This window comes from Zavarzinia sp. CC-PAN008 (genome assembly GCF_051903925.1).
Taxonomy (GTDB): domain Bacteria; phylum Pseudomonadota; class Alphaproteobacteria; order Zavarziniales; family Zavarziniaceae.
This window is the reverse complement of the sequence record NZ_CP173678.1, coordinates 4646965-4665456: the sequence shown is the minus strand read 5'-3', so window position 1 is coordinate 4665456 and position 18492 is coordinate 4646965. Positions and strand designations below refer to the sequence as shown.

At 69.3% G+C, this 18492-nt stretch carries 13 protein-coding genes; 3 read left to right on the top strand and 10 right to left on the bottom strand.

What is annotated here, in order from left to right; all coding sequences use genetic code 11:
* The 5 genes from ACI6GS_RS21580 to ACI6GS_RS21560 all read right to left on the bottom strand — a co-directional run bounded on the left by ACI6GS_RS21580 (nucleotide 1) and on the right by ACI6GS_RS21560 (nucleotide 6860).
* Nucleotides 1-654 carry a hypothetical protein gene (locus ACI6GS_RS21580; protein ID WP_439815538.1) on the bottom strand — a complete coding sequence of 218 codons (654 nt, stop codon included), beginning with the start codon at nucleotides 652-654 and terminating at the stop codon, nucleotides 1-3.
* 22 nt (nucleotides 655-676) lie between these two features.
* The gene (gene fliG, locus ACI6GS_RS21575; protein WP_439815537.1) at nucleotides 677-1699 is read right to left on the bottom strand and encodes a flagellar motor switch protein FliG; all 1023 of its coding nucleotides are present in this window, start codon (nucleotides 1697-1699) and stop codon (nucleotides 677-679) included.
* A 3-nt stretch (nucleotides 1700-1702) separates the two neighbouring features.
* Complete coding sequence (gene fliF, locus ACI6GS_RS21570; RefSeq protein ID WP_439815536.1) at nucleotides 1703-3355, bottom strand: flagellar basal-body MS-ring/collar protein FliF; 1653 nt, start codon at nucleotides 3353-3355, stop codon at nucleotides 1703-1705.
* Nucleotides 3356-3667: 312 nt separating this feature from the next.
* The gene (locus ACI6GS_RS21565; protein WP_439815535.1) at nucleotides 3668-4336 is read right to left on the bottom strand and encodes a TetR/AcrR family transcriptional regulator; all 669 of its coding nucleotides are present in this window, start codon (nucleotides 4334-4336) and stop codon (nucleotides 3668-3670) included.
* 466 nt (nucleotides 4337-4802) lie between these two features.
* Nucleotides 4803-6860, bottom strand: coding sequence for a DUF1302 domain-containing protein (locus tag ACI6GS_RS21560; protein ID WP_439815534.1), 2058 nt, complete (start codon nucleotides 6858-6860; stop codon nucleotides 4803-4805).
* A gap of 408 nt (nucleotides 6861-7268) precedes the next feature.
* On the opposite strand from ACI6GS_RS21560, the gene ACI6GS_RS21555 reads away from it, so the two are divergent.
* Nucleotides 7269-7952 carry a TetR/AcrR family transcriptional regulator gene (locus ACI6GS_RS21555; RefSeq protein WP_439815533.1) on the top strand — a complete coding sequence of 228 codons (684 nt, stop codon included), beginning with the start codon at nucleotides 7269-7271 and terminating at the stop codon, nucleotides 7950-7952.
* Between the two features lie 58 nt (nucleotides 7953-8010).
* Here the strand turns inward: ACI6GS_RS21555 and ACI6GS_RS21550 are convergent, their stop codons facing one another.
* The 5 genes from ACI6GS_RS21550 to ACI6GS_RS21530 form a co-directional block, all read right to left on the bottom strand.
* Nucleotides 8011-9762: an N-acyl-D-amino-acid deacylase family protein gene (locus ACI6GS_RS21550; RefSeq protein WP_439815532.1), complete on the bottom strand. Its 1752-nt coding sequence runs from the start codon at nucleotides 9760-9762 to the stop codon at nucleotides 8011-8013.
* 407 nt (nucleotides 9763-10169) lie between these two features.
* The gene (gene sciP / locus ACI6GS_RS21545; RefSeq protein WP_439815531.1) at nucleotides 10170-10451 is read right to left on the bottom strand and encodes a CtrA inhibitor SciP; all 282 of its coding nucleotides are present in this window, start codon (nucleotides 10449-10451) and stop codon (nucleotides 10170-10172) included.
* Nucleotides 10452-10583: 132 nt separating this feature from the next.
* Nucleotides 10584-11897, bottom strand: a complete 1314-nt coding sequence (flgE, locus tag ACI6GS_RS21540; protein WP_439815530.1) for a flagellar hook protein FlgE — start codon at nucleotides 11895-11897, stop codon at nucleotides 10584-10586.
* Nucleotides 11898-11976: 79 nt separating this feature from the next.
* On the bottom strand, nucleotides 11977-12648 hold the full coding sequence (locus ACI6GS_RS21535) for a flagellar hook assembly protein FlgD (RefSeq protein WP_439815529.1): 672 nt from the start codon (nucleotides 12646-12648) through the stop codon (nucleotides 11977-11979).
* A gap of 12 nt (nucleotides 12649-12660) precedes the next feature.
* Complete coding sequence (locus ACI6GS_RS21530) at nucleotides 12661-15057, bottom strand: flagellar hook-length control protein FliK (RefSeq protein WP_439815528.1); 2397 nt, start codon at nucleotides 15055-15057, stop codon at nucleotides 12661-12663.
* 388 nt (nucleotides 15058-15445) lie between these two features.
* On the opposite strand from ACI6GS_RS21530, the gene flgK reads away from it, so the two are divergent.
* Both flgK and ACI6GS_RS21520 read left to right on the top strand, forming a co-directional pair.
* Nucleotides 15446-17533, top strand: coding sequence for a flagellar hook-associated protein FlgK (flgK, locus tag ACI6GS_RS21525; RefSeq protein WP_439815527.1), 2088 nt, complete (start codon nucleotides 15446-15448; stop codon nucleotides 17531-17533).
* Between the two features lie 17 nt (nucleotides 17534-17550).
* Nucleotides 17551-18486, top strand: a complete 936-nt coding sequence (locus ACI6GS_RS21520) for a flagellin (protein ID WP_439815526.1) — start codon at nucleotides 17551-17553, stop codon at nucleotides 18484-18486.
* The last annotated feature ends 6 nt before the right edge of the window (nucleotides 18487-18492 follow it).

The following is an 18492-nucleotide window of genomic DNA, read 5'->3' as shown; positions in this document are numbered from 1 at the left end:
TCAGCTCTCGACAGCCGCGACCAGACGGCCGACGACCCCATTCACCGCTTCAATCACCTGGGCGGCACTGCGTTCAGCGCCACCATGGGCCCATTCCACCCGCGCGTCGGCACCCTTCAGGCGCTCGTCGCCCAGGACGACGATCTTGCCTGGATAGCCGGTCTGCGCCGCCAGCGCGTCCAGGCGCGCCGCCAGCTGCGGGGCCAGCGCCTCGTCCAGGCGGACCACGACGCGCGGTTCCTCCGCCAGGTCGGCCAGGCACTCGGTCACCAGCGTCTCGACCTCCACCAGGGGCGCGCGCGCGATCAGCGTACCGGCCAGCTTGGTCGCGATCGCCAGGGCCAGCTGCGCCGCGTCGGCCGTCACCTGGCGCTCCAGCGCCACGCGCCAGTCCAGCAGCTGGTGCACCTGGTCGGCGATCAGGTCCAGGCTGCCGGCGATCGTCGCCTCCACCGACTGCTGGGCCCGCGTCTCGCCCGCCCGCTCGCCATCGGCATAGGCCGCGGCCCGGGCGGCGTTCAGCTCGTCCTCGCTGAAGATCGGGGCCAGGACCGGCTCCGGCTCCGGCTCGGGCAGGGTCTCGACCGGCTGCGGACGGGCCTGGACGGGCTCGTCGAAGTCCTGGTTGAAGGTGAACTTCTGGGCCTTGCTCATGGCCGCCGCTCCGCCGCGCAACTCAATAGACCAGCTCGTCGCCGGCCTTGGCGTCGGCCAGCAGGATCTCGCCCTTGGCCGCCAGGTCCTTGGCGATCTGGACCATCATCATCTGCGCCTCGTCCACGTCGCGCAGGCGCACCGGGCCCATCGCCTCCATGTCCTCGCGCAGGATGTTGGCGGCGCGCTCGGACATGTTCGAGAAGAACAGGTCGCGCAGCGTGTCGGACGCGCCCTTCAGGGCCAGGCCCAGCTTGTCCTTCTCGATCGCCCGCAGCAGCGTCTGGATGCCGCCGGGGTCGAGCTTGGACAGGTCCTCGAACGTGAACATCAGCGCCTTGATCTTCTCGGCCGATTCGCGGTTGCGCTCCTCGAGCGAGGTGATGAAGCGGCTCTCCGTCTGGCGGTCCAGGTTGTTGAAGATCTCGGCGATCATCTCGTGGCTGTCGCGCCGCGTGGTGCGCGCCAGGTTGCTCATGAACTCCACGCGCAGGGTCTGCTCGACCTTGTCCAGGATGTCCTTCTGGACGGCTTCCATCTTCAGCATGCGGTTCACGACCTCGAGCGCGAAGTCCTCGGGCAGCGAGGCGAGCACCCGCGCCGCGTGCTCCGGCTTGATCTTGGACAGCACGACCGCGACCGTCTGCGGATATTCGTTCTTGAGATAGGTGGCCAGCACCATCTCGTTCACGTTGCCCAGCTTGTCCCACATGGTGCGGCCGGCGGGGCCGCGGATCTCGTCCATGATCTGGGAGACGCGATCCTTGGGCAGGCTGCGGCTCAGCAGGCGCTCGGTCGATTCGAAGCTGCCGACGACCGACCCTTGCGAGTTGAGCTGGGTCGCGAACTCGACGATCAGCTTCTCGATCAGGCCGGACGAGACGCGGCCCAGATTGGCCATCGCCTGGCTGATCTCCTTGATCTCGTCATCGTCGAACATCTTCCACAGCGTGGCCCCGTGCTCCTCGCCCAGGGCCAGCATCATGCAGGCGGCCTTCTCGGGGCCGGTCAGCGAACGGAGATCGTCCTTGGCAGCGGCTGGCATGGCTCAGGCCTCCCGGTACATCCAGTTGCGCATGATGGCGATCGCTTCCTCTGGGTGCTTCTGCACGATCTCACCGATCTTCTTGAGGGACGAGGCCTTCACCTGGCCCTCGACGTTCGCCATGTTGATCATCGCCTCGATCTCGCTGATCGGGTTGGCCAGGTCGGGCACGCCGGGCGTGCCGTTGGGCAGCGCCAGGGGGGCGCCGTCGGGCCCGGCCAGCGCCTTCTGGCCGTCGGGGCCCATCCCCGCCGCGGCCATGGCCGCGGCCGGCGCCGGCGGGTTGATCAGGCGGTTCACCATCGGCCGCAGGACCAGCAGGATGATGAGCAGGCCCAGCACCGCCAGCGTCAGCGTCTCGCCGATCTTGAACAGGTCCGCCTTTTCCAGGCCCAGGAAGGTGCCGTCGTCGACCAGCAGTTCCTCCGCCGGCGTGTCAAAGGCCATGTTGACGATCTCGACCGTGTCGCCGCGATCCTCCAGGAAGCCGACCGCCGTCTTCACCAGGGTCGCGATCCGGTCCAGTTCCTCCTGGCTGCGCGGGGCATAGGTGCGGGAGCCGTCCTCCTGCGTCGTATAGGTACCGTCGACCATCACCGCGACCGACAGGCGCTTCACCCCGCCGACTTCCTTCACCTGGGTCAGCGTGGTGCGCGAGATCTCGTAATTGGTGACGGTGTCGCTGGTCTGGCTGGTGGAGTTGGACGTGGTGCCCGGGGCCTGGTTGGCCTGGGCGTTGGGCACGTTGTTGCCGGCCGTCACCTGGTTGTTGCGGCTGTCGGTCGAGTTGGACTGCTCGCTGCGCTCCTGGACCGAACGGGCGACCTGGCTGTCGGGATCGAACTTGTCCTGGGTCTCGGTCACCTTGTCGAAGTTCAGTTCGGCCGTGACCTCGGCGCGGACCCGGTCCGGCCCCAGCGAGCGCGACAGCATCTCCACGATCTGCTGGCGCAGGCGGTCCTCATAGGCCTGGGTCTGCTGCATGGCATTGGCCCCGGCCACGTCGTTCTCGCCCTCCTGGCCCGGCGGCTTGACGATGCCGCGCTGGTCGGCGATCGAGATGCGGCGCGGGTCCAGGCCCGGCACGGCCATCGCCACGATGTGGCTGATCGCCTGGATCTGGTCCTCGTTCAGGACGCCCGTCGTGCGCAGCATGATCGACGCCGTCGATTCCCGCCGCTCCTGGCTGAACAGCTCGCGCGTCGGCAGGACGATATGGACGCGGGCGGCGGCGATGCGGTCCAGCGAGCGGATGGTGCGCGCCAGCTCGCCCTCCAGGGCGCGCAGCATGTTGGCGCGCTGCACCTCCGTGCCCTGGAAGCCGTCCATGCGGTCGATGATCTCGTTGCCCATCGAGCCGCCGCTGGGCAGGCCATTGCCGGCCATCTGCATGCGCAGGCGCAGCGCCTGGTCTTCCGGCACCATGATCGTGGTGCCGTCCGCCTTCAGCTGATAGGGCACGTTCAGCGTGTCGAGTTCGGCCAGGATCTTGGCTGAATCCCCGGAGTCCAGCCCGGCATAGAGCAGCGCCATCGGCGGCTCGGTCACCCGCGCGATGACGTAGATGAAGAACCCGATCATCACCGCCGCGATGCCCGCCATGGCGAGCAGGCGCACGGCGCCGAGCCCCTTCACGAATTGCTGGACTGCTTCCATCGGACCTGTCCCTGCGATCGGCTACCTGCCGGACACGGCAACTTTTGCCGGGTCGACATGAACGCAGGGTTAACGTCGGCAAGAATTGCCTAGTGGGTGGCAGGCGACCGGGAGGGGCTGGGCGCTCGGGGCCCGTCTGGAAGCGAGGCGGCGGCAGCGTGGTGCGCGTTTCGGGACGGCCCTTCGGGCCTCCTCAGGACGGCGAATGCTGGGAAAGCATAAGGAAAACAACGGAGTCATGCGGAGGTGCGGAGCGCAGCGCGGCCTCGCGGCACCCACGCCGTCCCCGCAATTCCGTTCCCGAAGGGGCGCTCAGGCCTTGACGGTGCCCTTGGCCATCATGCCGGCGACGAAGATGCCGGTGATCTGCTCGACCTTGCTGCGCAGGTCGGTCAGGTCGCCATTGCCTTGGGCCATCCAGAACTGGAAGGTCGTGCCCAGGCTGTTCATGAAGCCGATGCCGACGAAGATCGGATCCAGGTGGCGCCCGATCTCGCCCTTGGCCTGGCCCTCCAGGATGTAGCGGATGGCAAGCTCGGCCAGGACCTGGCCGCCGCTGCGTGTCGCCTCGATCTTGGGCCCGCCCATGTCGTAGAGCTGCTCCAGGTGGTGCATGTACTCGCGCGACATTTCCTTCATGACGTCGGCATTGTCGGTCCAGTGCTCGGCGATCACGTTGGCGGTGATGGCCAGGGCCTTGACCCCCGTCACCTTGGCCTCGCGCACCTTTTCCTGGATGCGCTGCGCGCTGCGGCGATTGAACTCCTCGATCAGGCCGGCCTTGGTGCCGAACAAGCGGAAGAACGTCGCCCGGCTGACCCCGGCCTGCTCGCAGATCTGCTCCAGCGTGACCTCCGCATAGGGCCGGCTGGCGAACAGGGTCATGGCCGCGTCATAGATCGCGATCTGCTTCGCGAGCTTCTTGGATTCCCGCAGTCCCAGCGGCTGAGCACCCGTTCTTGATCGTGTGGTGTTTCGCAAGTGCGTGTCGCGGCCTTGGCCCGAACAGAGCCAAACTGGAAGGGACAGGAACGCCGGACGGGGCCTGTGTCCGCAGGTCCCCCCCGATTCTTCCCCGCACTATGGCCCCTTGGTGACGGATTCTCAATTTTGTCCACGAGTTTTGAATCCGTTTCAACTTTGTGCGATTGCCTCCGGCTTGCGCGGGCTGGCATTGGGCGCCATCCTTGCCGGAAAAAGCGGGGCGGCAAGACGGCAATCCGGCCGCCCCAAGTTGGTCTGAACGACCGGGCGCGGGGTCGGACCCGCAAGTGCCCGGTGATCGGGTGCCTCGGCCAGGAGCGCCGCGACACCCTTCCGACCTGTCCTGGGCTCCGCCGCGCCGGTGGCGGGCGGCCCGGGCTGGCTAGGCCCAGGCAGGACAGGTGGGTTGGACAGGGCGGCCGCGGTCCGACGGATCGTCCGACCGGCGGCCGCCCCTCATGCCTCAGAACGCGTAGGACACGGTCAGGCCGACGAAATCCTTGTCGGACTGGCTGTTGTGGTGCCCGGCGCCCCAGCTCTTGAAGAAGTTCAGCGTGGCCGAGAGCGAGACCAGGTAGTCGGCGCGCAGGGACATGTTGATCGACTTCTGGCCCTCGATGAAGCCGCCGGAGATCGGCGTGATGCCGTGCACCGCGTGGCTGAAGGCAAAGCCCGGCGTCAGGTTGATGGACGTGCCGAAGGCGCTCGGGTAGGCGGCGCTGACGATCGCGGTATAGCCGAACGACCAGGGCGACACCGTCTCCGGCTCCAGGTAGGCGAGTGCGCCGGAGCCGCCCGGCAGGCCGGCGCTGTTGGGCACGTTCAGCGTCAGCACGCCCTGGTCCGGGATCCACGCGTGGATCGCCGCGCCCTCGACCACCACCGACAGCGATTCCGCGCTGATGATGCTGGTCAGGAAGTGCGACTGGCCGAACGAGCGCGTGCCGCGCAGGTTGAAGTTCATCGCGTCGACGCGGATGTCGTTGTTCATCGTGTAGCCGGCGCAGCCCGTCGGCCCCAGCGTGCGGCAGATCGGCGTGAAGCCGTTGCCGGTGCGGATGCCGCCCGGTCCCTCGTACTGGGTCGGGACCTGCCCGCCCAGCGCCAGGTCGGACCCGCCGATGGCGTTGAACAGGTTGATGAACACCGTGGTGTTGTCGATCAGGGCCGGCAGGTTCTGCTTGTACGAGAACTCGCCGTTCAGCGCCAGGCCCAGGTCGTCGATCGACGAATTGAAGCTGATGCCGTACATCCGCTGGTCGTCCGGATAGTACAGGTAGGTCTCGCTGTTGGCGATGTTCTGCAGGACATTGTCGGCGTTCAGGACGCCGCCGACAGTGATCGGCAAGAACTTGTCAGCACCGGGCGCCGCATACTTGTACGAGATGAAGCGGCTCTGGTAGTTCACGAAATAGAAGCCGAACTCGGTATTGTTCAGTTCTTCCGAGAAGTAGCGCGCGGCAAAGCCGAAGTCGCCGCGGTCCTGGTCGCGCCGCTCGAAGGTCTGGCGCACCGTGGGCAGGCCACAGCCGGCATTGATGACGCCGCGCCCGCCGGTATAGGGGTTCGACGTGGCGGAGCCGGTGCCGCAGAACGCCTCGCCCTGGAAGGCCGCACCCTGGATGCCCTCCGAGCCGTTGGCGAACTGCTCGGCGCCCGAGAAGAAGGTGCCGCCCGGCTCCAGCCGCAGGCCCTCGAAGTCCCAGGCATAGAAGCCCTCGACCGACAGGCCGGGGACAAGCTCGTACGACGCCCAGATCATCTTGATCGGGACCAGCGCGTCGCGCACCTCGGAGCCGGGGACGCGCAGCTTCTGCAGGTCCAGCGGGTTGATGATGGAGATGGCGTTCTGGGTGACCAGCGCCTCGCCCCAGTTCAGGATCTGGTTGCCGACTCGCACGTTGAACGGGTTGCCGGCGACGTCGAAGCTGGCCAGGGCGTAGTAGTCCTGCGCCTCCAGGCCATAGCGCGCGCGGTCCTGCTGGCGCGGGTCCAGCCGGCCGGCCTGCAGCCGGTCGCGGCCCGGCGCCTCGGGACCGAAGCCGCCATTGGTGTCCAGGTTGTTGACGTCGAACACCCAGTCATAGAACGCGCGGCCGCGCACATAGACGCCAAAGCGCTGGTTGTCGCCCGGCGACCAGATGGCACTCAGCTCGCCCGTATAGGTCACGGGGTTCGAGATGATGCTGCCCTGGTCGAAGTTCAGGTTGCCGTTGTCCTCGGAACAGGTGGTGCCCGACGTGGCCGGGACGACCTGAGTGCCCGAGCGGTTGAAGCCGCAGACAAAGCGGTCGTCGCGCGCGCCCGTGCGCATCTGGATCGCGGCCGACACCTGGTTCTGGTTGGTGATGACGACGTCGCCGAAGGTCCACTCGGCAGCCTGGGCCGGGCCGATCTGTGCGGCGGTTCCGGCAGCCAGGGCAAGCCCGGCACCGAGTGCAAGGCGTCGGACCAGCAGGCCCGGCGTCCGCCCGGCCCGGCTGCGACGCGCAGCCCTCTCCATTTCCTTCCTCTGGCTCAACTTATCCCCTCCTGGTTGGCCGGCTTGCCCGCCGGCTGTCGGAGCGGCATGCCTGGCCCCCCGACGCGAGAAGATGGAGCCAAAAAACTGCAACTCAGTCAATCAGAAGTGTCATTAGAAACGATGTTTAGATTTCTGTTGAGCGATGTTCAGGTTTCGCGATATACGGTGTTCAGTTTCCCCTCCACGCCAATTCCAATGCGGTTGTGTACCGTATCGTATTGAGATGAGGTGCGATGATGCTGATCCGACCGCCTGGTACATGCCTGACAGGCATGGGAAATCGTGCGTCACCGGATCACGTGAAGCGGTCCCATGTGCGCCGGGAAACGGGACTGCCATGGCGTTGAATGCGACCGGCGGGTCCCGATCGCGCGGCCGTCCGTCGCGCGGTCGGGGCGCGATGTCGTGAGCGCGGGCCGGTCGGCGCCGGGGCGTCCGCGCAATGCCGCGGCCGACCGGGCGATTCCCGATGCCGCCATCGCCCTGTTCATCGAGGGTGGGATCGAGGGTTGCTCCATCGAGCAGGTGGCCCGGCGTGCCGGCGTCACGCGGGCAACGGTCTATCGCCGCTGGCGCGACAAGGAGGCGCTGCTGGTGCATGCCCTGGGCCAGGTCCGGCAGCGCGAGGACGCGCGCGCGGCGGCGGGCACGGTGCCGGACTGGTCGCGCTTCGGCGTGGCGGACCTGGTCGCCTACATGATGGGCACGGTCAGCGCCGCGATGGGGCGGGGCGACCTGGGGCGCCTGGTCGTGCAGCTGCTGGCCACGGCGCACAGTCATCCGGCACTGATCGCCGCCTATTGGCAGGCGCACCTGGCGCCGCGCCGCGCGGCGTTCGGCAAGGCGCTGGAGGGGATGATCGCGCAGGGCCAGCTGCGCGGGCCGGCGGGCGGGCCGCCGCCCGACCCCGACCTGATCCAGGACCAGCTGAACGGGGCACTGCTCTACCGCTTCCTGCTCCAGCCGGGGGCGCATCCGCTGGAGGAACGGCGCGCCTATTGCCGGCGCCTGCTGGCGGCCCTGGGTTTCGTCCTGCCGCCGGACAGCGCGGCCGAGGCGGAGCCCCGGGCGGCTGCGGACGTCTGCTGAGCCCGTCCCCCGCCGCCGGCGACGGGGGACGGGCTCGGGCCGCTATTCCTTCAGGGGACTATTCCGCGGCCTCCTGGATGCGCATCTCGGTGCGCAGGACCCGGCCCGGCAGGGCGCCCGTGGAGCGGCCGTTCTCGAACGTGACCTTGCCCGCCTTGATCGTGCAGGCATAGCCGCGCGGCGTCTGCATCAGGCGCGTCCCGCCGGCCGGCAGGTCCTGGATGATCTCCGGCGGGCTGAGCGCCAGGGCATCCATGTCGATCACGTTGAGGTCGGCCAGGTAGCCCGCCTTCACCAGGCCGCGATCGAACCAGCCGACCTGCTCCGCATTGCGCCGCGAATAGCCGTGCACCAGCTGCTCCAGCGGGATCGACTTGCCCGACTTGCTGCCCTTGGACCACAGGCCGATCGTGGTGGTGGGGAAGCTGCCGTCGCAGATCGTGCCGCAATGGGCGCCGCCATCCGACAGGCCATAGAGCGTGCGCGCGCCCGTCATCATGGCGTGCACGTCGTCCAGGTTGCCCTTCACGAAGTTCAGCAGCGGCTGGTAGATCAGGCGCCGGCCACCTTCCTCCAGGAAGACGTCATAGGCGAATTCCGCCGGGTCGCGGCCCAGGCGGCGGGCCTCCGCCTCCAGCGACAGCGACAGGTCGGGCTCGTAGTCGACGGGATCGTTCATGCGGAACATCCGGTCGAAGCCATGGGTCAGGCGCGCCATCAGGCCCGACGACGGCGTCGCCGCGTGGTCGGCCAGGATGCGCGCCTTGACCGACGGATCGGCCAGGCGCTTCAGCCGCTCCTCGATCGACACGCCATGCGCGACGGCGCGGAAGGCCGGGGTCAGCAGGAAGGGGTTGGTGGTGGAGGCAAAGGTCAGGATGACGCCGATCGGCCGCGGCGCCACTTGGCACTTCACGTCCAGGCCTTCGCGGACCATCGCGTCGACCCGGTCGAAGATGAAGCGCCAGCGCTCAGGGGCATCGTCCGTCTGCTGCACCGTGAAGGACAGCGGCGCGCCCGAGGTGCGGGCCAGGTCACGAATCAGGTCCAGCTCGGCATTGGCGAAGTCGTCGTCCGCCGACAGGTAGGCGTCGGAGATCATCTGGATGACGCCGCGGCCGGCCCGGCGGATCGCCCGCGCGATGGCCAGCAGCTCGTCCCGCCCGGCGCGCAGCGTCCCGATGTTCTGGCCGTCGCGGCTGCGGTGCAGATAGGTGCGCGAGGTGGAGAAGCCGAGGGCGCCTGCCTGCAGCGCCTCGAACGTCAGGCGCTCCATCTCGGCGATTTCGGCCGGGCTGGGTGCTGCGTCAGGGTCGGCGCCGCGCTCGCCCATGACAAAGGCGCGCAGCGCTGCATGGGGCAGGTGGGCGCCCACGTCCATCGCGAATTCCCGGCGCTGCAGCGCGTCCAGGTAGTCGGGAAAGGACTGCCAGTCCCAGGTCAGCCCCTCGGCCAGGGCGGTGCCGGGGATGTCCTCCACCCCCTCCAGCAGGTTGATCAGCCAGTCGTGCTTGTCGGCCTGCACGGGGGCGAAGCCGACGCCGCAATTGCCCATCGCGATCGAGGTGACGCCGTTGATGGAGGAGGGCGCCAGCAGCGGATCCCACGAAGCCTGGCCGTCATAATGCGTGTGGATGTCGACGAAGCCGGGCGTCACCACCTTGCCCGTCGCGTCGATCGTCTGCGCGGCCTCGCCCGACACCGTGCCGACGGCCACGATCCGGTCGCCCTTGATCGCCACGTCGCCCTTGTACCGGGGGCCGCCCGAACCGTCCACGATCACACCGTTGCGGATCACCAGATCGTACATGGGGCACCTCATCCCTTCGAAATCGTTTTGCGCACGATAGTCCGAAGAGAAGGTGCAATCCAGTCGCGATGATCTCGTCGCCGTCTTGGCGTTGCATGATCCAGGGGGGTCGGACAGCATGCCGACCCTGGCCGGGCTCAAGAGTACCGGCGGTCTTGACCACCGGCCGCATGGCCTTGCCGGTCGCCGGACCTCAATGTGGGGATCTCAAGTGCAGACCATCTGCCGGGGAAAGGCGGTTGCGCGGATGATCCGAAGGCCCGGCCCGGTCGGGCGGGGAGGGGGGTGCGGGGGACGGCCAACGCGCTACTGCCGCCCCCAACCCCTGGCGGGGACCCTGATGCTCCAGGTCCCCGCTGTGTCATGTGGCCTGTGCCTGGCCTGACATGTGCTCGACGACCTGTGCGTCAGGCCGTCTCGCGGTATTCCTGAAGGCGCGTCGTGCGCAGGCCGGCCAGGCCATGGCTTTCGATCGCGCGCTGCCAGCTCAGGAATTCCTCGACCGACAAGGTATAGCGGCGGCAGGCGTCCTCCAGGCTGATCAGCCCCATGCGGACGCCGGCCACGACCTGGGCCTTGCGGCGAATGACCCAACGCTTGGTATCCGGAGGCGGCAGGTCGTCCAGGGTCCGGGGCAGCCCGAAGGGTCCTGCAACGCGTGGTGCCTCGCTTCGGCGTGTATCTCCCATGATTCCAATCGTCCCAACTCGTCCTGCACCCATATTGGCCAAAGCCATTTAACGAAGGGCTAAACGGTTGGGTTAAGACAAAGTGAACGGCCCTGCCCGATAGAGCAGAGCCGTTCATATTTGTCTTAAACTTTAGCGTTTGATGTTGATCAGCTCACTCAGCATCTCGTCTGCGGTCGTGATGATTTTGGACGAGGCAGAATAGGCGCGCTGCGTGGTGATCATGTTCGTGAACTGCTCGCCAAGATCGACGGTCGATGCCTCAAGCGAGGAGGCAACAATGCTTCCCGACGTGCCGCGGCCGGTGAAATCGATGTTCACGGGGCCAGAGCCCGCCGTCTCGGCATAGACATTGCCGGTCGAGGCGCTCAGGCCATTGGCATTGGGGAACGTGGCCAGCGGGATCTTGTAGATGTTGCGCGTGGTCCCGTTCGAGAACTTGGCCGTGACCACGCCCTGGTTGTCGATCTCGACGCCGGTCAGGTTGCCGATGCCGTTGCCGTTGACCACGGACGCGATCAGGCTGGACGGGGTGTCGACCTGGCCCAGGCCGTCGCGCGCGCCGACCGTGCCCAGGTCAAGGGCGATGTTCTGCGGCGTGGTGATGCCCAGCGACGCCGCCCATGGCACGGCCAGGCTGGCGGGCAGGGTGTTGCCGGCCAGGTTGCCGTCGGTGTCGAAGGTGATCGTGCCCGAGGCGATCAGGCCATCGGTGCCCGTGGTATCGGCGGCCGGGCTGGAATAGGCCTCCACCCCCCAGGTATTGGCCGCCGTCTTGACGAAGCCGAAGGTGATCGTGCGCGACGTGCCCTGGCTGTCGAAGACCTCGAAGCTGCGCTCGAAGTCGGGCTGCTTGCCGCCGGCGCCGGTGGCGGCCCTTGTGGCCATGTCGCCCGCGACATAGGCGCCGGGCGACACCGCCTGCGACGCCTGCAGGTTGAGGTCGATGCCGATCGACGATGTCGCCGTCGGATTGCCGGTCAGCGACGCCAGGTTGATCGTGCGCAGCACGTTGGGGCCGGCGACGTTGGTGGGGAAATTGCCGTCGATGTCGGCCGGCACGCCCTGCAGGTAGAAGCCGGCCCCGTTCTTCAGGTTGCCGTTCTGGTCGGGCGTGAACGAGCCGGCGCGGGTGAAGCGCATGCCGCCGCCATTGGCGAGGTCAGAGACGACGAACATGCCCTGGCCCGACACGGCGATGTCGGTGACGGAGGAGCTGGTCTGCACCAGGCCTTCCTTCGTGATCAGCGCCTGGGCCGAGGCGCGCACGCCGCCGGCCGTGTACTTGTTCGGCGTGTTGTCGGTCACCAGGGTCGAGAACAGGGCCTTGTTCTCCTTGTACCCGATGGTGTTCACGTTGCTGATGTTGTCCGAAATGATGCTCATCGCCTTGGAATTGGCATTGAGCCCAGAAACACCGGACTGCAGGGCGCCGTAGAGGCTCATGATCGGATCCCTTTACTGACAGGTCTGTTCGATTGGATGGGTTTGTTCAGTCGATTTGTTCAGGGGGTCTTGCCGCCCCTCAGCTCGTCTCGCGGATCGAGGTGACGTCGGACAGCTTCACGCGGTTGCCGTCGACGACCACATAGGTCTCGCCATCCGCCACCTCGACCGCGCTGACGCGGCCGGTGACGGCGATATCGGTCTTCACGGGCACGCCCGCGTCGGTCAGGGCCGAGACGGTCAGCGTGTAGCTGCCGTCGGGCAGGGCCGTGCCGCTGGCGTCCTTGCCGTCCCAGGTCAGGTCGTGCCGGCCGGCGGCGGTTTCGCCGGTTTCCTGCCAGACCGTCTGGCCGCTGGAATTGGTGATGGTCAGGACCGTCACCTTGGCGGTGTCTTCCAGGTCATAGGACCAGTAGGCGGCGCCGTTCTTCAGGGCGGCGGTGTCGCTGTCCAGGTTGACGGTCTTGCCGATATAGGCCGCGGCCTGCTGTGCCTGGGTTCCCTTCACCAGCGTGATCAGGTTCTCCAGGTTCGAGTTCGTGTTGATCTGCTGCTCGACGCCGGAGAAGTTGACCAGCTGGTTGGTGAACTCGGCCGAGTCCATGGGGTTCAGCGGGTCCTGGTTCTGCAGCTGTGTCGTCAGCAGCGTCAGGAACGTGTCGAACGTGGTGGCCAGCGTCGCCCCGGCCGTGGCCGACTTGGACCCGGCGGCGGCTGCGGTGGCGGCGCTGGTTGCGGAATTGACGTCCATCGTCCGGGCTCCCTAGACCGAGATGTCGAGGCTGGAGGTGGCGCCGTGCCTGGGCTGGACGGCGGCCTTTGCTGTGGTGTCGGTCCCTTCGCCGGGTGTGCCGCCAGAGGCGGAGCCATGCGACGGGTGACCGCCCTGGTGATTGCCCTGCTGGCCAAAGGCCCGGGCGTTCTCGCCTCCGCCCTGGTTCAGGGAGAAGCTGAGCGCGCCCGTGTCGGCCTTCAGCCCCGCCTGGTCCAGCGCACGCACCAGGGTCTTCTGGTCGCGTTCCAGCAGGGCCAGCGTCTCGGGCCGGTCGGCGCTCAAGGCGGCTTCCACCTTGCCGTCGTCCTTGACCGTCAGGCGGATCTGCACGCGGCCCAGCTCTGCCGGGTCCAGGCGGATGTCGAAGGTGCTGGCGCCATTGGGCACCGCCTTGGCGACCTGGGCCACCACCTGCTGCGTCGCCGGGTGGACCGGCACGGCCCAGCGCGGCTGCGGCACGGGGGCCGCCGCCTTGGCCGCCTCGGCAGCGGGCGCCAGGCTCGGGCCGCCCTCGACCGCCGGCAGTGCCGCGTCCGGGGCATCGGCCGCGGCCGGGACCGCCGTCGCGGCATCGGCCGTCGCCGGCGCATCCTGCGCGGCCAGCATGTCGGCGGCGGGCCCGCCGGCCATGCGGGCCGGGGCCTTGGCCTGGCCGGGGGCCTGCGCCACGCCGTCCTGGACCATGGCCGCGTCCGCCGGAGCGGCAGCCGGTGCCGCAGGGGTCGGGCCGGGCGTCGGCGTGGATGCAGGCGTGGGCGCCTGGGCCGCGGGTTGCGCATCCAGCGGCGCACCCGCCTGGACCTGGGGCGCAGCGGTTTGAGCGGCCTGGACCTGGGGGGCCTGGATCGGGGGTGACTGAATCGCGGGCGACTGAATCGGGGAGGGCTGAACCGGGGGCGACTGCACCTGGGCAGGCTGATTCTGGACCGTCGCCGTGGCGACGGGCGCGGGCTGGATCGCCTGGGGCTGCGTGGTCTGCACCTGCACAGGCTGGGCCTGGCCAGCGGTCCGGGCCACGGCATCGCCGGTCCTGGCCGGGGCAGCCGCGTCAGCCGGTTCCGTGGTCGCGGCGGGCGCCGGCTGGGCCACGCGGGCGGGCCGTGGCGCCTGGGCGGCGATCGTTGCAACCGTCACTTCGGCAGGCGCATCGGCGGCCTGGGCCGGCACGGTGGCCGAAGTCTGGACCTGGGCCGCAGGCTGCGGCAGCGCGGTGGCCGCCGCGGGGGCGGGCGTCGGGCCGACTGGTGCGACGCTGGCCGCCGGCACCGCGAGCGGCGCAGGCGCGGCCGCCGCGACAGGGGGCGGGGCGACAGGGGGCGAGGCGGCGGGGGCAGGCGTCGCCGTGGGCGCGGTCGCTGCCGGGATCTGCTCGGGCGGCGTGTCGGCGCTGGCCAGCAGCTGCGCCAGGATGCGCGGCGCGGTGGCCGGCGCCGCGTCGCTCTTGGCCGCTTCGGGTGCGGCGGCCCGCGCTGCCGGTGCCGTGGCCTGGGCTGCGGGCGTCGCTGGGCTGGCCGGGGCGGGGGCAGGGGCGGCGGAGGTCGCGGCCCCCGGTGTCCCCGCGGCAGGCCGGGCCTGGGCCAATGCCTGGTCGTCCGCCGACTCGGCGGCGCCGGAGCCCGTCATGCCCGGCGCCGGGGCGGGCGCAGGTCGGGCCAGGCCGGCGGCCGGATCCGGCGCCGCGTCCTGGGGGGCTGGGCTGGTCGAGCCGGTCCGCGGGCTCGCGGCGTCGGTCGGCTTGGTCTCTGTCGGGTTCGCGGCGGTCGCCTGCGGTGCCGCGGCAACGGGCGGCGGGGGCGGCGCCATGGCCAGGCCCAGGGCCGGCCCGGCGTCCGCCGGCATCTCCTCCGCTGGCATCGCCTCTGCCGGGGCCTTCTCCACCGGCGTCCGATCGACGGACGCGGCGTCCGGCAGGCTGGGCGCGGCGACGATTGCCGCGGCGTCGGCCAGGGCCGTGTCGTCGGCGGGGGGCATCGGCGCTGCCGACCCGGTCGCAACCGTCGCCTGGGCGGCGGCCTGCGACGCCGGCCGGGGGGCGACGGGCGCGTTCGGAGCCACGGGCTGCGGCACCAGGTCGATGATCGGCTGGTCCAGGGTGCCGTCCTCGGCGGTCCAGGCGACGGCCGCCGTCGCCATGGCGGCGGGCAGGGCCGGCTGCGTGCTGGCGGCGACGATGACGACGGGCGGTTCGCCCTCGACCGGCGGCGCAGCGGCGGCCGGCGCGGCCTCGCCCTCTCCCGCCGGGACCAGGCCCGCCAGCAGTCCGGCGAACAGGCCTTCGGGCGGCTGGCCATCCTGGCCGGCCGCGCCCACCCGGGTCAGCGCGGCCAGGGCCTGGATGGCACCGGCAGCGCTGGCTGGGCTTGCGACTGGGGTCGTCTGGGTCATGGGGCACGCTTCCGAACTGTTCGCAGCCCTCTCAGCAAGCTTGATGCCAACCGCCCCGGCCGACCCCGTCGCGCGCGTATCCTTATGGGCTGGGCCTGGCGCCTGCCCTGTGGGGTCCCCGGACAGGCCAGCGGCGGCGCGGTCGACCCAGCACAAATTGCCGGGCCCGGCACGAACTGCCTGCGCCCAGGAGCCGGCGCGGTCCTGGCATCAGTCTTGCTTCACCCCTGGTCATGAAGCACTGCGACACCCGATCCAGCCGGCAGAAGCCGGGCATTCCCGGGCCTCTGACGGGGCCGGGGCGGTCATTTGTGCCGGTTCGTCCCGTCTGTGGGCGGCACAATCTGCCGGTGCGGGCCGGCGTGGTCACAAGCTGGGGAGCACGGTCATGAGCCTGAACGGCATCCTGTCCAATGCGAACAGCGGCCTGGCCGCGGCCCAGTCGCAGCTGCGGAACATTTCCAACAACGTCGCCAACGTCAACACGGTCGGCTACGCGCGGAAGGTCGTCGATCAGTCGACCCAGGTGCTGGGCACGCAGTCCAGCGGCGTCACCACGCAGGAAGCGCGGCGCGTCGCCGACAAGTTCCTGGACGCCCAGACCATGCTGGCGACCGGCGACGCGGCGCGCTGGGACGCGGTCAGCACCTTCCAGCAGCAGGTCCAGGCCATGCTGGGCAAGCCGGAATCCAACACCTCGCTGTCCGGTCGGCTCGACACGCTCTATGCCGCCTTCAACGCGGCCCAGGCCGACCCGTCCTCGGCCGCGCTCAAGGCGCAGATCGTCACCGCGCTGGCGGGCTATACGCGCGAGCTTTCGACGCTGACCCAGTCGGTCAACGACCTGCGGGCCGAGGCCGACCTTCAGGTGGCAGCCAAGGTGGGGGAGGCGAACGAGCAGCTGAAGCGCATCCACCAGCTGAACCTGGAGATTTCCAAGGCCCAGGCGACCGGCGGCGACGGCGCCGCCAGCCTGGCCGACCAGCGCCAGGCCGCCCTCGACAAGCTGGCCGGCCTGATCGACATCAAGGTGCAGGAGCAGTCGAACGGCGCGCTCCACGTCTCGACGACCAACGGGCTGCAGCTGGTGGGCTCCCTCGCCTACCAGCTCGACTACACCGCCAATGGCAGCCCGACCTCGGCCACCCGCTTCCCCCAGATCATGGTGCGGGCGCTCGACCCCTCCGGCAATCCGCTGACGGCGGGCCAGGCGCTGGACTCCAACCTCCAGGGCGGGGCGCTCCGCGGCCTGCTCGACGTGCGCGACCAGGTCCTGCCCGGCATTGCCGAATCGCTGGGCCAGCTGGCCCAGGCGACGGATGCGATGAACGCCGTCGCCAACCAGAACACCGCCTATCCGGCGCCGGCGACCCTGACCGGCCGCAATACCGGCCTGGACGGGAACGACGCCCTGAACACCACGGGCGACGTCACCTTCTCGGTCGTCGCCGCCGATGGCACGGTGACCAGCACCGTGACGGTCAGCGTGACGCCGGGCATGACCATCAACGGCTTGGTCGCCGCCGCCAATGGCGGCCTGGCCGGCGGCAGCCTCAGCTTCGCCAACGGCGTGCTCCAGGTTCAGGCGACCGGCGGCGGCGGCGTGGTGGTGAGCGAGGACCTCGCCTCCGCCACGACGCGCGCCGGCCGTGGCTTCTCGCACTTCTTCGGGCTCAACGACCTGGTGCGCGCCAACGTCCCGCTCAGCGGCGACACCGGCCTGACCGCCGCCGACGCACACCGCTTCACCGGTACGACGACGCTGGAACTGCGCGGGCCCAACGGCTCGGTCGCGGCCAGCCAGCTGGTCGACTTCGGCGCGATCGGCGGCACCGTGGCCGATGTGCTGAACGCGCTCAACACGGGCTTTGCCGGCTATGCCAGCTTCGCGCTCGACGCCCAGGGCGCGCTGACCATGACCCCGGCGCCGGGCATGACCGGCCTGACGCTGGGCACGCGGGCCGACAGCAGCGCCCGCGGCACCACGGGCATGAATTTCTCGGCCTTCTTCTCGGTCGGCCAGGCCGGCACGGTGGAGGCCGCGCGCACGCTGGACGTGGCGCCGGACCTGAAGGCGGCATCGAACCGGGTGCCGCTCGGCCGCTTCGACACCACGCGCGTGCCGCCGATCTCGGCTTCCGATGCCTCGGGCGCGCAGGCGCTCCAGGCGATGGCCGACACCGTCCTGGCCTTTGCCGCGGTGGGTCCCGTGCCCGCCGGCACGATGAGCCTCAGCCAGTATGCGACCTCCGTCCTGACCGCCGCCGGCACCGCCGCCAGCGAGGTGAGCAGCCGGCTGGCCGACGCCACCGCGGTCAAGACCGAGGTGACGGCCCGCCAGCAGGGCGTCTCCGGCGTCAACCTGGACGAGGAATTGTCCAACATGATCATTTACCAGAACGCGTACAACGCCAGCGCCCGGATGATCGCCACGGCGCGCGACATGTACGACACGCTGCTGTCTCTGGTGCAGTAAGGGGGAGGGCCTGAGCCATGACACGCGTTGCCAGCTTCGGCGCCAGCCAGGTGATGATTGCCGACATCATGCGGCAGCAGGCCAGGCTGAACACCACCCAGTCCCAGGTCTCGACCGGCAAGGTTTCCGCGACGTTCGAAGGGCTGGGCAGCGATGCCCAGGCCGCCCTCAACGCCCGCTCGCTCCAGGCCAAGGTGACACAGTACGCCAAGCAGGCGGTCAAGGCCGACGACCAGATGGAGATCCACGAGCAGTACCTGCAGCAACTGCGCAAGGCGACAAACACGCTGCGCACGCAGCTGGGCTCCGCCGTCGGCGTCAACGACGCCACCACCGTGCAGACGGCGATGGATACCGCCTTCCAGACGATCGTCTCGGTCCTCAACGGCAAGGTCGACGGCAAGTACGTCTTCGGCGGCACCCGCACCGATACCCAGCCGCTGGCCCTGACCAGCCTGGCGGGCCTGGATGCCCTGCCGCCCGGCTTGCCCGGCGTGTTCCAGAACGGCGACACGCGGCTCAGCGTGCAGGTGGACGATTCGCTCACCGTCTCCTATGGCGAACTGGCCAGCGACGTGGGCAGCGGCCTGATGTCGATCATGCAGGCGCTGGTCGAATACAATTCCGGGACCACGCCCGGCGGCATCGCCTATGGCCAGGGCATGCCGGATGCCCAGCGCGCCTTCCTCCAGGGCATCATGAACCAGCTCGAACAGGTCGATGCCGGCCTGGTGCAGAGCGTCTCGGCGCTTGGCGCCACGCGCACCCTGGTCGCCGATACCGAGGCGCGGCAGAAGTCGATCTCGCTGACCGTGGGCCTTGTCATCTCCGATATTGAGGATGTCGACGCGGCCGAGGCGATCACCCGCCTGAACCAGGACCAGGTCGCCCTGCAGACCAGCTACAAGGTGGTGGGCCAGCTCGCCAGCGTCAGCCTGCTCAACTTCCTGTAGGCAGCA